This window comes from Microcella humidisoli (assembly GCF_024362325.1).
Taxonomy (GTDB): Bacteria; Actinomycetota; Actinomycetes; order Actinomycetales; family Microbacteriaceae; genus Microcella; species Microcella humidisoli.
Map to the genome: position 1 here is coordinate 2,366,753 of NZ_CP101497.1, position 13,800 is coordinate 2,380,552.

General features: G+C 68.9%; 16 protein-coding genes. 9 read left to right on the forward strand and 7 right to left on the reverse strand.

All coding sequences use genetic code 11. From position 1 onward, the window contains the following. Nucleotides 1–3: 3 nt before the first annotated feature. Entirely contained in the window at nt 4–888 is an 885-nt protein-coding gene (locus NNL39_RS11580; protein ID WP_255159431.1) for an alpha/beta fold hydrolase, read from the reverse strand. A gap of 18 nt (nt 889–906) precedes the next feature. Between NNL39_RS11580 and treS the strand changes: the two genes are divergently transcribed. Genes treS through NNL39_RS11600 form a run of 4 tightly spaced genes read left to right on the forward strand, consistent with a single transcriptional unit; the run spans nt 907 to nt 5,172 of the window. After that, nucleotides 907–2,631: a maltose alpha-D-glucosyltransferase gene (treS, locus tag NNL39_RS11585; protein WP_255159432.1), complete on the forward strand. Its 1,725-nt coding sequence runs from the start codon at nt 907–909 to the stop codon at nt 2,629–2,631. 10 nt (nt 2,632–2,641) lie between these two features. After that, nucleotides 2,642–3,331 (forward strand): 3'-5' exonuclease, encoded by a 690-nt coding sequence (locus tag NNL39_RS11590; RefSeq protein ID WP_255159433.1) that lies wholly within the window; start codon nt 2,642–2,644, stop codon nt 3,329–3,331. A gap of 33 nt (nt 3,332–3,364) precedes the next feature. Beyond that, nucleotides 3,365–4,294 (forward strand): ABC transporter ATP-binding protein, encoded by a 930-nt coding sequence (locus NNL39_RS11595; protein ID WP_255159434.1) that lies wholly within the window; start codon nt 3,365–3,367, stop codon nt 4,292–4,294. Then, entirely contained in the window at nt 4,294–5,172 is an 879-nt protein-coding gene (locus tag NNL39_RS11600; protein ID WP_255159435.1) for an ABC transporter permease, read from the forward strand. Before NNL39_RS11595 ends, NNL39_RS11600 begins: the two co-directional genes overlap by 1 nt. An 86-nt stretch (nt 5,173–5,258) precedes the next feature. Here NNL39_RS11600 and NNL39_RS11605 read toward each other — a convergent pair whose 3' ends face one another. From NNL39_RS11605 to glgA, 4 genes are all read right to left on the reverse strand, one after another. After that, complete coding sequence (locus NNL39_RS11605) at nt 5,259–5,570, reverse strand: hypothetical protein (RefSeq protein WP_255159436.1); 312 nt, start codon at nt 5,568–5,570, stop codon at nt 5,259–5,261. Between the two features lie 110 nt (nt 5,571–5,680). After that, the gene (locus tag NNL39_RS11610) at nt 5,681–5,929 is read right to left on the reverse strand and encodes a type B 50S ribosomal protein L31 (RefSeq protein WP_255159437.1); all 249 of its coding nucleotides are present in this window, start codon (nt 5,927–5,929) and stop codon (nt 5,681–5,683) included. A gap of 107 nt (nt 5,930–6,036) precedes the next feature. Next, nucleotides 6,037–6,819: an ABC transporter ATP-binding protein gene (locus NNL39_RS11615; protein WP_255159438.1), complete on the reverse strand. Its 783-nt coding sequence runs from the start codon at nt 6,817–6,819 to the stop codon at nt 6,037–6,039. Between the two features lie 35 nt (nt 6,820–6,854). Continuing rightward, nucleotides 6,855–8,039 (reverse strand): glycogen synthase, encoded by a 1,185-nt coding sequence (gene glgA / locus NNL39_RS11620; RefSeq protein WP_255160947.1) that lies wholly within the window; start codon nt 8,037–8,039, stop codon nt 6,855–6,857. Between the two features lie 63 nt (nt 8,040–8,102). On the opposite strand from glgA, the gene NNL39_RS11625 reads away from it, so the two are divergent. Further along, on the forward strand, nt 8,103–9,338 hold the full coding sequence (locus NNL39_RS11625; protein ID WP_255159439.1) for a glucose-1-phosphate adenylyltransferase: 1,236 nt from the start codon (nt 8,103–8,105) through the stop codon (nt 9,336–9,338). A 42-nt stretch (nt 9,339–9,380) separates the two neighbouring features. Then, nucleotides 9,381–10,019: a phosphoserine phosphatase SerB gene (gene serB / locus NNL39_RS11630; RefSeq protein ID WP_255159440.1), complete on the forward strand. Its 639-nt coding sequence runs from the start codon at nt 9,381–9,383 to the stop codon at nt 10,017–10,019. On the opposite strand, the gene fabG is transcribed toward serB, so the two are convergent. Then, nucleotides 10,016–10,726 (reverse strand): 3-oxoacyl-ACP reductase FabG, encoded by a 711-nt coding sequence (gene fabG, locus NNL39_RS11635; RefSeq protein ID WP_255159441.1) that lies wholly within the window; start codon nt 10,724–10,726, stop codon nt 10,016–10,018. The two genes, serB and fabG, sit on opposite strands and share 4 nt — an antisense overlap. Here fabG and NNL39_RS11640 point away from each other — a divergent pair. From NNL39_RS11640 to NNL39_RS11650, 3 genes are read left to right on the forward strand one after another with little or no spacing between them, the layout of a single operon-like run. Continuing rightward, entirely contained in the window at nt 10,725–11,063 is a 339-nt protein-coding gene (locus NNL39_RS11640) for a DUF3099 domain-containing protein (protein WP_255159442.1), read from the forward strand. The two genes, fabG and NNL39_RS11640, sit on opposite strands and share 2 nt — an antisense overlap. After that, nucleotides 11,060–11,302 (forward strand): hypothetical protein, encoded by a 243-nt coding sequence (locus NNL39_RS11645; protein WP_255159443.1) that lies wholly within the window; start codon nt 11,060–11,062, stop codon nt 11,300–11,302. The genes NNL39_RS11640 and NNL39_RS11645 overlap by 4 nt, the downstream gene beginning before the upstream one ends. A gap of 6 nt (nt 11,303–11,308) precedes the next feature. Continuing rightward, nucleotides 11,309–12,178: an SURF1 family cytochrome oxidase biogenesis protein gene (locus NNL39_RS11650; protein ID WP_255159444.1), complete on the forward strand. Its 870-nt coding sequence runs from the start codon at nt 11,309–11,311 to the stop codon at nt 12,176–12,178. On the opposite strand, the gene NNL39_RS11655 is transcribed toward NNL39_RS11650, so the two are convergent. Then, nucleotides 12,151–13,749, reverse strand: a complete 1,599-nt coding sequence (locus NNL39_RS11655) for an ABC-F family ATP-binding cassette domain-containing protein (protein WP_255159445.1) — start codon at nt 13,747–13,749, stop codon at nt 12,151–12,153. The two genes, NNL39_RS11650 and NNL39_RS11655, sit on opposite strands and share 28 nt — an antisense overlap. Nucleotides 13,750–13,800: the final 51 nt, after the last annotated feature.

A 13,800-nucleotide genomic window follows, 5' to 3' on the forward strand; every position in this document is an offset into this window, starting at 1 on the left:
GATCTAGGCCAGGAACTCTCGGATGGCCGCGGCCGCCTCGACCGGCTTCTCGTAGTGCACGAGGTGGCCGACGCCCTCGATGATCTCGAGTCGGGCATCCGGGAACAGCGTCACGAGGTGGCGCTGGGCCTCCAGCGGCGTGATGTCGTCTTCGTCGGCGACGATCAGCAGCGTGCTGGGCGACACGCGGGCCGCGTACTCCGAGACGTCGTGCGAGACGGATGCCCGGAACGCCTCGAGCAGGCTGTCGCGATTCGCGAAGGCCGAGAAGTAGCGGTCATGCTCTTCGTGAATCCAGCGCAGCAGAGCCTTGTCGTCGGTCTTCGCCATGGTCACGCTCATGATGCGCGTGACGAGGCGGCTGCGCAGCACCGCGAAGCCGAGCGCCTCGGGCAGTGCGGCGCCCGCGCGGTAGAAGCCGACGGCGAGGCGCGTGAGCACGCCGCGCGGCCCCGCGAGGGCATTCTGGCCGATGGGGTTCACGAGCACGACGCGCGGCGTCGGAACCCCGCTCGCCACCGCCGCCGAGACGACGATCGAACCGAAGGAGTGGCCCAGCAGCACCGCGGTGCCGTGCACGCCCGCCGCGTGCAGGAAGGCGTCGAGCCAGGCGACGTACCCCTCGATGTCGTGCGCACGGTCGGCGAGCGGCTCGCTCGTGCCGAATCCGGGCAGGTCGGGAGCGAGAAAGCGGATGCCCGGCAACTGCGCCACGACCGGCCCGAGCCCGTGGTGATCGCCGCGGAAGCCGTGCACGAGCACGACCGTGCGATCGGCGTCGAGCGGCCCGTACTCGACCAGGTGGGTCGAGACTCCGAGCACCTCGAGCGTGCGATCGCGGGCGGGGATGCGCGCGAGGGCATCGGCGTACGGAGAGGGGGCGCTCATCGTGATTAGTCTAGGCAGGTGTCGTTCACCGCCCCCATCACCCTGCCCGGACTCGCCCTCGACCCGCAGTGGCATCGCCGCAGCGTCTTCTACGAGGTCATGGTGCGCTCGTTCATGGATTCCAACGGCGACGGCATCGGCGACCTCGCCGGCCTCATCAGCAAGCTCGACTACCTGCAGTGGCTCGGCGTCGACGCCCTCTGGCTGCCGCCGTTCTTCCAGAGCCCGCTGCGCGACGGCGGGTACGACGTCGCCGACTACACGGCCGTGCTGCCCGAGTTCGGCACGGTCGAGCAGTTCCGCGAACTCGTGACGAAGGCGCACGAGCGCAACATGCGCATCGTCATCGACCTCGTCATCAACCACACGAGCGATCAGCACCCCTGGTTCCAGGCCTCGCGTGAAGACCCCGAGGGGCCCTACGGCGACTACTACGTCTGGAGTGACACCGACGAGAAGTACGAGAACGTGCGCATCATCTTCGTCGACACGGAGGAGTCGAACTGGGCCTTCGACCCGGTGCGCCGCCAGTTCTACTGGCACCGCTTCTTCTCACACCAGCCCGACCTCAACTTCGAGAACCCGAAGGTGCACGACGAGATCTTCGACGTCGTGCGGTTCTGGGCCGACCTGGGCGTCGACGGCTTCCGGCTCGACGCGATCCCCTACCTGTACGAGTCCGACGGCGGCTCGGGCGAGAGCGAGCCCCCGACGCACCACTTCATCGCGAAGCTGCGGGCGATGATGGACCGCGAGTACCCCGGCCGCGTGCTCATCGCCGAGGCGAATCAGTGGCCCAACGAGGTGGCCGAGTTCTTCGGCACCGACGAGCAGCCCGAGTGCCACATGGCCTTCGACTTCCCCGTCATGCCACGCATCTTCTACGCCCTCCGCTCGCAGCAGGCGACCGAGCTGCAGCGCCAGCTGAGCGAGGAAGTCGCGGCCCCCGAGGGCAGCGCGTGGGGCGTGTTCCTGCGCAACCATGACGAGCTCACGCTCGAGATGGTGAGCGAGGAGTACCGGCAGGCGATGTACGGCTGGTACGCCTACGACCCGCGCATGCGCGCCAACATCGGCATCCGCCGCCGTCTCGCTCCGCTGCTCGACAATTCGCGGGCAGAGCTCGAGCTCGCCCACGCGCTGCTGTTCAGCCTTCCGGGCAGCCCGTTCCTGTACTACGGCGACGAGATCGGCATGGGCGACAACATCTGGCTGCCCGACCGCGACAGCTCGCGCACACCCATGCAGTGGACGCCCGACCGCAACGCGGGCTTCTCGCACGCCGACCCGGGCAAGCTCTACCTGCCGGTCGTGCAGTCGCTCGTCTACCACTACAACCAGATCAACGTCGAGAGCCAGCTGGCGCAGTCGCGTTCGCTGCTGCACTGGATCCGCAACGTCATCCACGTGCGCAAGGCGCACCCGACCTTCGGCCTCGGCACGATGCGCGTGCTCGAGACCGACAACGAGTCGGTGCTCGCCTTCGTGCGCGAGTACGAGGGCACCGGCACCCATCTGGGCGACGCGCCCGAGCGCATCCTGTGCGTGTTCTCGTTCGCTCACAACCCCGTCGCGGCGCGCATCATCGCGCCGGGGCTCGAGGGCGCCGAGCTGAGCGACCTGTTCGGTGGCGCACCGTTCCCTGCGGTCGGCGCTGACGGCGCGGTCACGCTCACCATGGGCACGCAGAGCTTCTACTGGCTGCACGTCGGAGATTCCACCGGCGTCGGGGCATCGGCCTAGGCTGAGCCGCGTGACCCTGCTGCAGCGCGACCTCGCCGTCTTCGATCTCGAAACGACGGGGGTGGATGTTCGCACCGCGCGCATCGTCACCGCCTGCATCGCCGTGCTCGACGCCTCCGGCACCGTCGTCTCGCGGCGTGACTGGCTCGCCGACCCCGGGGTCGAGATCCCGGAGGGTGCCGCGGCGATCCACGGCATCACGACGGAACGCGCGCGGGCCGAGGGCCGCCCGGCCGCCGAGGTCGTGGCCGAGATCGTCGCCGAGTTGCACGCCCGGTTGAGCGCGGGGCTGCCCCTCGTCGTCTACAACGCCCCCTACGACCTGTCGCTGCTGCGGTTCGAGGCAGAGCGGCACGGTGTCGCGCCTCTCGTCGACCCGGCTCCCGTCGTCGACCCGCTCGTCATCGACAAGGCCGTCGACCGCTACCGCAAGGGCAAGCGCACGCTCGAGGCCGCCGCGGCCCACTACGGCGTCGCCCTCGACGGCGCCCACGACGCCGGGGTCGACGCGATCGCTGCGGGCCATGTGGCCCGCGCGATCGTCGCGGCGCACGCCGCCAAGGTGCCCGACACCCTCGACGAGCTGCACACCCAGCAGGCCGCGTGGCACGAGCAGCAGGCCAGCAGCTTCGAGGACTACATGCGCACCCAGCGCGACCAGCACTTCACGGCGGACCGCGGCTGGCCCGTTCGGCACTGACGCAACGACCTCGAGGTCTGCCACACTGCCTGCATGACAGCCACGGCATCCATCTCGGTGAGTGGGCTCACGAAGCGCTACGGCGACCTTCTCGCCGTCGACGAGGTGTCGTTCGATGTTCAGGCCGGCAGCGTGTTCGCGTTTCTCGGCACGAACGGAGCGGGCAAGTCGACGACCATCGGGTGCATCACCACGGTGCTGTCCTACGACGCCGGAGTGATCATCGTCGACGGCTACGACGCACGGCGAGACCCCGGCTCTGTGCGTGAGCAGATCGGCGTGGTCTTTCAAGAGTCGATGCTCGACGCACCACTGACGGCTCGCGAGAACCTCGCCACCCGGGCCCGCTTCTACAGCGCCGATCGTTCGCAGATCGCGGCTCGCGTCGCCGAGCTGTCCGCCCTCATCGGCCTCGACGACTTTCTCGACCGCCGGTACGGATCCCTCTCCGGCGGTCAGCGCCGACGGGTCGACATCGCGCGTGCTCTCCTCCACTCGCCCTCGATCCTCTTCCTCGACGAACCGACGGCGGGTCTCGATCCCGCGAGCCGGGCGATCGTGTGGTCGACGATCAATGACCTGCGCGACGCGCACGGCTTGACGGTGTTCCTCACCACGCACTACATGGAGGAGACCGAGAACGCCGACCAGGTGAGCATCATCGAGCGCGGTCGCGTCATCGCGCACGGCTCCCCCGCGCAGTTGCGGGCGCGGCACAGCTCGAGCGTGCTCTCGGTCATCACGCGCGATCGGGCGGCGTTCGCAGCCCTGGCCTCGACGCGCGGGTTCGAGGTGCGTGAGCGCGGCGAGCCGCTCGAGGTGCGGGTGCCTGACGCTGCGGCCGCCCGGGGCCTGATCGTCGACCACGCCGACGACCTGCTCGACTTCGAGTTCCGACATGGATCGATGGACGACGTCTTCATCGCGCTGACGGGGCGCGAACCCGATCGAGGCAACGGCTGATGCGCCTCGTGCTCACGATCACGGCCCGCAATCTACGTCTGTTCTTCCGTGACCGGGCCGGAGTCGTCTTCTCGCTGATGGGCGCGCTCATCGTCTTCCTTCTCTACGCGCTGTTCCTCTCCGACCTGCAGGTGCGCTCGATCGCGGCGTCCTTCCCCGACGCCGATGCCTCCGACGTGCGCGCCTTCGTCGACACCTGGATGTTCGCGGGCATCATCGCGATGACATCGATCACGACGTCTCTCGGAGCGCTAGCGGTGTTCGTGGAGGATGTCGCGTCCGGGCGATTCCGCGACTTCATGGTGTCGCCGATCCGCCGGTGGCAGCTCGTGCTCGGCTACCTGCTGGCCACCGTCGTGGTCGCACTCGTGATGACGACGGTGGTTCTCGGGGCTAGTATCGCGTACCTGTTCCTGATCGATGGGGTGACGATCGGAGTGTTCCCGCTCGCCCTCACCATGTTCTGGATCGTTCTCTCCTGCGTCGCGTTCGCCGCCCTGTGGGCGTTCGTGGTCTCATTCCTCCGCAGCACGGCCGCGTTCTCGGCGCTCGCGACCGTCGTTGGCACGATCATCGGCTTCCTCGCGGGCGCCTTCATCGCCATCGGTCTGTTCCCCGCGGGCGTTCGCGACATCGTCAATGCGTTGCCGTTCGCGCAGTCCGCGATGCTCATGCGGCAGCAGTTCACGGAAGAGAGCCTTCGTGCCCTCGTGGGCGATCAGCCCGAGGCCATCGCACCGCTCAGCGAGTTCTACGGCATCACCGCCGTCGTCGGAGGCGCTGTCGTTCCCGTGCCCCTCGTCGTCGCGCTCCTGCTCGCGTATGCGCTCGCGTTCACTGCACTCGCGGCCTGGCGCATCCGTTCGCGACTGGAATAGCGCGTCGCGAACGACGACGGGCCCCGCTGATCAGCGGGGCCCGTTCGGCGGTTGCGGCCGTCGCGCTCATGATCGACGGATCGGCGTTAGCCGGCCGCGCCCCCGGTGATGAGAAACGCCAGCGAGAGCAACAATGGGGCGAGAAACGGCACGAGGGTCGCTGCGAGTGTGACTGACGAGACGATCATTGCGGCGAGCGACAGCCCCCACCCGCTGAGCTCCGGGTGCGCGCGCAGTTCGGCACGGCTGCGGAGCGAGAGCCAGACTCCCGCGACGGCGAGGAGCAGACCAAGAGCGGGCGCAGGCAGTGCGGCGATCGCGCCCGTCACGCCAACGGTGACGGCGGCCAGCACGATGCCGGGGTAGGTGCGAGGTGAGGAAACATCCGTGCCCGTCATGCTCGAACAGTAGCGCTTGGCGCGATGATTCGCTCCGCGGCACAGCATCTGTCTCGGGAACACCGAAGGGCCCCGCCGGATCGGCGGGGCCCTTCATCGTGGTCAGTGGCTTACTGGCCGAAGTTCTTGAAGCGCTGGTTGAACTTCTCGACGCGACCGGCCGAGTCCATGATGCGCTGCTTGCCCGTGTAGAACGGGTGCGAGGCCGACGAGATCTCCACGTCGATGACCGGGTAGGTCTCACCGTCGAGCTCGATGGTCTTTTCGCTCGTGACGGTCGAGCGGGTGAGGAAGGTCTCGCCCGAGGCCAGGTCGCGGAACACGACGGCGGCGTACTCGGGGTGGATGTCAGTCTTCATGAGCGGATTCCTTGAAAGTTCGTGATGGGCGCACGTCACGCGTGCGCGACGAAGGGCCACGAGGCCCAGCGGTCAAGAATAGCAGAGGCCGAGCGCGATCGAGCGGCTCAGGCGGCCCGCGCGGTGAAGCGGTCGCCGTCGCGCGACACCGAGAGACCGAGACCGAAGGCGTCGGTGAGGTGCTCGCTCGTGATGACCTCGCCGAGCGGGCCCGCCGCAGCGATCTCGCCTCCGCGCAGCAGCAGCGCGTGTGTGAAGCCAGAGGGGATCTCCTCGACGTGGTGGGTCACCATGACCATGGCGGGCGAGCTCGGCTCGCTGGCGTAGGCACCGAGCAGCTGCAGCAGCTCTTCCCGAGCGCCGAGGTCGAGGCTGGCAGCAGGCTCGTCGAGCAGCAGCAGCTCGGGATCGGTCATGATCGCACGCGCGATCTGCACGCGCTTCTGCTCGCCATCGCTCAGCGTGCCGAACAGCCGGTCGGCGAACCCGTCGAGGTGCCACTCGCGCAGCACGCGCTCGGCGCGCCGAACATCCACCTCGTCGTACTGCTCGTTCCAGCGACCGGTCACCGAGTACGAGGCCGTCATGACGACGTCGAGCACGCGCTCATTGCCCGGGATGCGGCGCGCAAGCGCGGTCGAGGCGAAGCCGATTCGGGGTCGCAGCTCGAAGACGTCGGTCGTTCCGAGGGTCTCGTCGAGCACGACCGCGCGGCCCGAGCTCGGATGCAGCAGCGAGGCGGCGACCTGCAGCATCGTCGTCTTGCCGGCACCGTTCGGGCCGAGCACCACCCAGCGCTCGTCGGAGTTCACCTGCCACGAAACATGGCTGAGGATGGCCGAGCCATCGCGGGTCAGAGAGACATCGTCGAACTCGAGAACACTGGCCATGGTACTTCCAGCCTAGAGCACCGGCGGGGTGCCGATCAGAGCAGCAGTCCGCGGTACAGCTCGGTCGTTCGCGCGGCGATCCGGTCCCACGAGAACATGTGCTCGGCGCGCTGACGTCCCGCGGCGCCCATGGCGTGCGCCGTGCTCGGGTCGCTCACCACCTCGGTCAGGATCGCGGCGAGGTCGGCGATGAAGCGCTCGGGGTCGAGCGGGGTTCCTGAGCCGTCGTGCACCTGGTCGATCGGCACCAGCCGACCGGTCACCCCGTCTTCTACCACCTCGGGAATTCCGCCCGTGTTCGTGCCGACGACGGCGACCCCGCACGCCATGGCTTCGAGGTTGACGATGCCGAGCGGTTCGTAGACGCTCGGACACACGAAGGTCGTGGCGGACGAGAGTACGGCCGACAGCTCAAGCGGTGAGAGCATGCGCTCGATCCAGACGACTCCCGTGCGCTCGGTCTGCAGGGCGGCCACGCCGTGCTGAACCTCGCGCAGGATCTCGGGCGTGTCGGGAGCGCCCGCGCACAGCACGAGCTGCACCTCGGGGGGCAGGCGGCGCGCCGCTTGCAACAGGTAGGGCAAGCCCTTCTGCCGCGTGATGCGGCCCACGAAGACGACGGAAGGCCGGTCGGGGTCGATGCCCAGTGCCCGCACGGCGTCGTGATCGATCGTGCGCTGCCAGCGCTCGAGGTCGATGCCGTTGTGGATGACGCTCACGCGCGACTCGTCGATCTCGGGATAGCAGCGCAGGATGTCGCGGCGCATGCCGTCGCTCACGGCGATCACCGCATCCGCCGATTCGAACGCGGTCTTCTCGATCCAGCGCGAGACACGGTAGCCGCCGCCGAGCTGCTCCGCCTTCCACGGCCGCAACGGCTCGAGGCTGTGCGCCGTCACGACATGCGGAATACCGTGCAGCAGCTGGGCGAGGTGTCCTGCGGCGTTCGCGTACCAGGTGTGCGAGTGCACGATGTCGGCGCCGTCGACGTCGTCGGCGATCGCGAGGTCGACGCCGAGGGTCGCGAGGGCCGGGTTGGCCGAGCTCAGGGTGCCGGGAACGAGGTACGCGTGGGTGTTGGCCTCGTTGCGCGGCGCGCCGAAGCAGCGCACCCGCACATCGTGCTCGTCGCGCAGCGCACGCACGAGCTCGGCGACATGCACGCCTGCTCCCCCGTAGACCTCGGGCGGGTACTCACGGCTGATCACGTCGACGCGCATGGGCATGACGCTAGTACAGGCGAGCCTCTATGACGCCACCGGCCGCTCGCCTAGTGTGGGGCCATGTCGACTCCCAAGATCTTCGGAATCGTGCTCGCCGGCGGTGAGGGCAAGCGGCTCATGCCCCTCACCGTCGACCGGGCGAAGCCCGCTGTGCCCTTCGCGGGCGGCTACCGGTTGATCGACTTCGCGCTGTCGAACCTCATCAACTCCGGCTTGCGGCAGCTCGTCGTGCTCACGCAGTACAAGAGCCATTCGCTCGACCGTCATGTCTCGCAGACCTGGCGCCTGAGCGGCATGCTCAACGCCTACGTCGCCTCCGTGCCCGCGCAGCAGCGCCTCGGCAAACGCTGGTTCTCGGGCTCGGCCGACGCGATCCTGCAGAGCCTCAACCTCATCCGCGACGAGAAGCCCGACATCGTCGTCGTCGTCGGTGCCGACCACGTGTACCGCATGGACTTCCGGCAGATGATCGACGCCCACATCGCCAATGGCGCGGGCGTCACGGTCGCGGGCATTCGTCAGCCGATCGGGCTCGCCGACCAGTTCGGCGTCATCGAGACCGATCCCGCCAACCCGCAGCGCATCGCCGCGTTCCACGAGAAGCCGAAGAACGCGATCGGCCTCGCGGATGCTCCGCACGAGGTGCTCGCCTCGATGGGCAACTACGTGTTCGATGCCGACGTGCTCGTCGACGCGGTGACGCGCGATGGAGAGGACGCGGAGAGCGACCACGACATGGGCGGCGACATCGTTCCGGCATTCGTGCGCGAAGGCAAGGCCTTCGTCTACGACCTGAACCTCAACGAAGTTCCCGGATCCACCGAGCGCGACCGCTTTTACTGGCGCGACGTGGGCACGATCGAGTCGTTCTTCGACGCTCACCAAGACCTCATCTCGGCCCTGCCGGTGTTCAACCTCTACAACACGGAGTGGCCGATCTACTCGCAGCAGCTCAACTCGCCGCCGGCCAAGTTCGTCCGCGACGCGGCAGGGGTGACCGGCAACGTTATCGATTCGATCGTCTCGCTCGGCACCGTCATCTCGGGTTCGCACATCGAGCGCAGCGTGCTCGGGCCGTGGGTGACGATCGAGTCGGCGACGGTCACCGACACCGTCGTGTTCGAGCGCACCACGATCGGCGCGGGCGCCGTCGTGCGGCGGGCTATTCTCGACAAGGAGGTCGTCGTGGCCCCCGGCGCCCAGGTGGGTGTCGACCACGACGCCGACCGTGCTCGTGGCCTCACGGTCACCGAGACGGGCATCGTGGTCGCCGGCAAGGGCGTCCGCATCGAGTAGCGCGGCTGCGGCCGCCCGAGCCGCGCAGGAGCATCCACCGCCATGGCCACCGTGCTTGTCGTGCTCGACGTCGACTCGACCCTCATCGAGCAGGAGGCCATCGAGCTGCTCGCGGATGAAGCGGGTTCCGGCGAGCGAGTTGCGGAGATCACGGCCAGGGCGATGGCGGGTGAGCTCGACTTCGCCGCCTCCCTCGCCGAACGGGTGGCCACCCTCGCCGGTCTCGACACGGGGGCGGTGCACCGTGTCGGCCCGCGCATCGTGCTCACGCACGGCGCGCGTGAACTCGTGACGGGCATCCACGCCGCGGGCGGTCGCGTTGCCGTCGTCTCGGGCGGCTTCCACGAGCTGCTGGACCCGATCGCTGCCGATTTGGCGCTCGACGCCCACCGAGCGAACCGCCTCGCAACGGCCGACGAGCGATTCACCGGAGTGACGACCGGGCCCGTCATCGATGCGGCGGCGAAGGCGGATGCCCTGCGCGAGTGGGCGCGGCGATTCGACGTGCCCCTGCATCGCACCGTGGCCGTGGGCGACGGTGCGAACGATCTCGCCATGATGGCCGCGGCCGGACTCTCGATCGCCTTCGACGCCAAACCCGTCGTGCGCACGGCGGCGCACGTGAGCCTGCCGGAGCGCGACCTCTCGGCCGTGCTGTCGGTGCTGGGCCTGCGGAGTTAGTGCCCCATGCCGAGGCCGCCGTCGACCGGGATGACGGCCCCGCTGATGTATCCGGCGTCGTCGCTCGCCAACCAGGTCACGACGCGGGCGACCTCGAGGGGCGTCGCGAAGCGGCCGGCGGGGATCGACTGCTGGTAGGCCTTTTGCTGGTCCTCCGGCAGTGCCGCCGTCATGTCGGTTTCGATGAAGCCGGGCGCGACGACGTTCGCAGTGATGCCCCGCCCACCCAGCTCGCGCGTGAGCGAGCGCGCCATGCCGACGAGCGCTGACTTCGAGGCGCTGTAGTTGACCTGACCGGCCGAGCCGTAGAGGCCCACGACGCTCGAGATGAGGATGATGCGGCCGAACCGTGCCTTGAGCATGCCCTTCGACGCCCGCTTGACCGTGCGGAAGGCGCCGGTCAGATTGGTGTCGATCACGTCGGTGAAGTCGTCCTCCGACATGCGCAGCAGCAGGGTGTCGCGCGTGATGCCGGCGTTCGCGACGACGACCTCGACGGGGCCGAGTTCGGCCTCGACCGTGGTGAAGGCGGCGTCGAGCGATGCCGCGTCGGTGACGTCGGCGATGACCGTGAGTGCGCCCGCGGGCCCCGATCCGGAGCGGGCGGTGACAGCCACGCGATGGCCCTGAGCGACGAACTCCTCGGCGATCGAGAAGCCGATGCCGCGATTGCCGCCGGTGATGAGAACAGTGCGCTGGGGGGTCATGGCTCCCCAGCATATGCGCAACGTCGCGGGCTACCATCGCGGTGTGCCGAAGCCGCAGACGAGCGCCATCACGAGCCTCCCGACGTCTCCCGACGACGAGCGCCGTGCTCGCATGATCAAGTACGCGGCGGCGATGGGCGTGCGCATGATCTGTATCGGCGCGTGCTTCTTCACGCCGGGCTGGTGGTTGCTCGTTCCCGCCCTCGGTGCCATCGTGCTGCCGTACTTCGCCGTCATCGCCGCCAACACGGTCGTCAACACCGGCCGCACGGCGGTCGAGCGCCCGGGCGCCCTGCTGCCCTTCCACGACGACCCGTTGTCGAACGGTCGCGCGTGATCGATCTGCCGGGCTCGATCTCGAGTACGCGGTGCTCGCGCGCGGGCTGCCGCGCGGCGGCCACGTGGGCCGTCAACTGGCGCAACCCCCGCATCCACACCCCCGATCGCGTCAAGGTGTGGCTCGCGTGCGACGAGCATCGCGACTACCTCTACGACTACGTCGACGCCCGGGGGTTCCCGGTGACGATCACGCCGGCCGGTGTGGTCGTCGAGCGGGTTCCCGAACCGGGAGAATAGCTGGTCGTGAGCATCCTCTCGCTGGCCTTGACGCGCCGCTGGCTCGGCTGGCTGGCGTTCACGACCGTGTTCGCGATTGTCTGCGTCGGCCTCGCGCAGTGGCAGTGGGCGCGTCGCCTGGAGGCGGTGGCCGAGATCCGCGTCGTCGCCCAGAACTGGGATGCGGCCCCCGTCGCGCTACGCCAGGCCTTGCCCGCGGGCGAGCAGCTCGACCCGGCGGCGGAGTGGACTCCGGTCGTGGTCGAGGGTGAGTACCTCGTCGACGAGCAGCTGCTGGCGCGCAATCGGCCCTTCGGGGGCCGTCCCGGCTTTGCCGTGCTGACGCCGCTGCTGCTCGAGACCGGCGAGGTGCTCGTCGTCGATCGCGGCTGGGTGCCGACGGGTGACGCGCAAGACCAGCCCGACGCGGTGCCCGCTCCCCCGGCGGGCACGGTCGAGGTGCTCGTGCGCCTCAAACCAGGTGAGCCGACGATCGCTGGTCGCGGGGCGCCCGAGGGCCAGGTCGCGACCATCAACCTGCCCCAGATCGCCGAACTCGTCGACGGTGGACGCGTCATCACGGGTGCCTATGGGCTCATGGACCGCGAATCGCCCACGACCGCCGAGCGCCCCGCCGCCGTACTGCGCCCCGTCGCCGACGAGGGTCCGCACCTCAGCTACACGTTCCAGTGGTACCTATTCGCGCTGCTCGGCTTCGTCGGCTACGGCTGGGCGCTGCGGCAGGAGCACCGCGGGCTGCGCGCCGCCGATGCCGACACGCCTCCGCCGCCTCCGCGTCGACCCCGCCGCTCCGGACCCAGCGACGACGAGGTCGAGGACGCGATCGTCGAGCGTCAGGCGGCCGGGCGTCAGGCGAGCGAGATCAGCTCGGCGTAGTCGGCCGTCCAGAGGTCTTCGACGCCGTCGGGCATGATGAGCACTCGCTCGGGGTTGAGCGCCTCCACGGCGCCCTCGTCGTGGCTGACGAGGATGACGGCGCCCGAGTAGTTCGCGAGCGCGCCGAGGATCTCCTCACGGCTCGCGGGGTCGAGGTTGTTCGTGGGCTCGTCGAGCAGCAGCAAGTTGGCCTTCGACACCACGAGCGTCGCGAGCGACAGGCGGGTCTTCTCGCCGCCGGAGAGGACGCCGGCGGGCTTCTGCACGTCATCGCCGATGAACAGGAACGAGCCCAGCACGCTGCGCGCCTCGCGCTCGGTGATGGCCTCGCTCGCGCTCATCATGTTCTCGAGCACCGAGCGCGTGACGTCGAGCGTCTCGTGCTCTTGCGCGTAGTAACCGACCCGCAACCCGTGCCCGGGCTCGATGACGCCCGTATCGGGGGCGTCGACCCCGGCCAGGATACGGAGCAGCGTCGTCTTGCCGGCGCCGTTGAGTCCCAGGATGACGACGCGCGAACCACGGTCGACCGCAAGGTCGACGGCCGTGAAGATCTCGAGCGAGCCGTAGCTCTTCGAGAGGTTGTGCGCCTGCAGTGGCGTCTTGCCGACCGGGGCCGGTTCGGGGAACCGGAGCTTCGCGACCCGGTCGACCGCCCGCACCTCCTCGAGCCCCGAGAGCATCTTCTCGGCGCGCGCGACCATCTGGTGGGCGGCGGCGGCCTTCGAGGCCTTCGCGCCGAATCGCGCCGCCTGCAGCTGCAGTGACGTGGCCTTCTTCTCGACGTTGACGCGCTCCTTCTTGCGGCGCTCCTCGTCGGCCTCGCGTTGCCGCAAGTAGTGCTTCCAGCCCATGTTGTAGATGTCGATGACCGTACGGTTGGCATCGAGGTAGAAGACGCGGTTGACGGTCTCTTCGACGAGCTGCACATCGTGGCTGATGACGATGAAGCCGCCCTGGTACTGCTTGAGGAACTCGCGCAGCCACACGACCGAGTCGGCATCGAGGTGGTTGGTGGGCTCGTCGAGGATCATCGTCTCGGCATCGCTGAACAGGATGCGGGCGAGCTCGATGCGGCGCCGCTGGCCGCCCGACAGCGTGCTGAGCGGCTGGCTGAGGATGCGGTCGGGGAGACTCAGGTTGCTCGCGATGGCCGCCGCCTCCGCTTCAGCGGCGTACCCGCCGAGGGCGTGGAATCGGTCGGTGAGCCGCCCGTACGCCGCCATCGCCTTCTCGGACACCGCCGGATCGGTGCTGCCCATGTCGATCGACGCGCGCTCCATGTCGATCACGATCTGACCGAGGCCGCGAGCATCGAGGATGCGGGTGCGGGCGAGCTGCTCCGGGTCGCCGGCGCGCGGATCCTGCGGAAGGTAGCCGATCTCGCCCGTGCGCGTGATGGTGCCGCCCGTGGGCTCGCCCTCACCGGCGAGAGCCCGGGTCATCGTGGTCTTGCCGGCGCCGTTGCGTCCCACGAGCCCCACTTTGTCGCCCTTGTCGACGCGGAACGTCACGTTCTCCATGAGCAGGCGCGCCCCGACGCGGATCTCGAGGTCTTGCACAGCGAGCACAGCGAATGTCCGTTTCTTTGGTGGGATTCGACCACCCCGACGACAGGGGGC

Coding starts and splice junctions, on each gene's coding strand:
- NNL39_RS11580 (WP_255159431.1), bottom strand. CDS start 888: ATGAGCGCCCCCTCTCCGTACGCCGATGCCCTCGCGCGCATCCCCGCC.
- NNL39_RS11595 (WP_255159434.1), top strand. CDS start 3,365: ATGACAGCCACGGCATCCATCTCGGTGAGTGGGCTCACGAAGCGCTAC.
- NNL39_RS11600 (WP_255159435.1), top strand. CDS start 4,294: ATGCGCCTCGTGCTCACGATCACGGCCCGCAATCTACGTCTGTTCTTC.
- NNL39_RS11605 (WP_255159436.1), bottom strand. CDS start 5,570: ATGACGGGCACGGATGTTTCCTCACCTCGCACCTACCCCGGCATCGTG.
- NNL39_RS11610 (WP_255159437.1), bottom strand. CDS start 5,929: ATGAAGACTGACATCCACCCCGAGTACGCCGCCGTCGTGTTCCGCGAC.
- NNL39_RS11615 (WP_255159438.1), bottom strand. CDS start 6,819: ATGGCCAGTGTTCTCGAGTTCGACGATGTCTCTCTGACCCGCGATGGC.
- glgA (WP_255160947.1), bottom strand. CDS start 8,039: ATGCGCGTCGACGTGATCAGCCGTGAGTACCCGCCCGAGGTCTACGGG.
- NNL39_RS11625 (WP_255159439.1), top strand. CDS start 8,103: ATGTCGACTCCCAAGATCTTCGGAATCGTGCTCGCCGGCGGTGAGGGC.
- serB (WP_255159440.1), top strand. CDS start 9,381: ATGGCCACCGTGCTTGTCGTGCTCGACGTCGACTCGACCCTCATCGAG.
- NNL39_RS11640 (WP_255159442.1), top strand. CDS start 10,725: ATGGCTCCCCAGCATATGCGCAACGTCGCGGGCTACCATCGCGGTGTG.
- fabG (WP_255159441.1), bottom strand. CDS start 10,726: ATGACCCCCCAGCGCACTGTTCTCATCACCGGCGGCAATCGCGGCATC.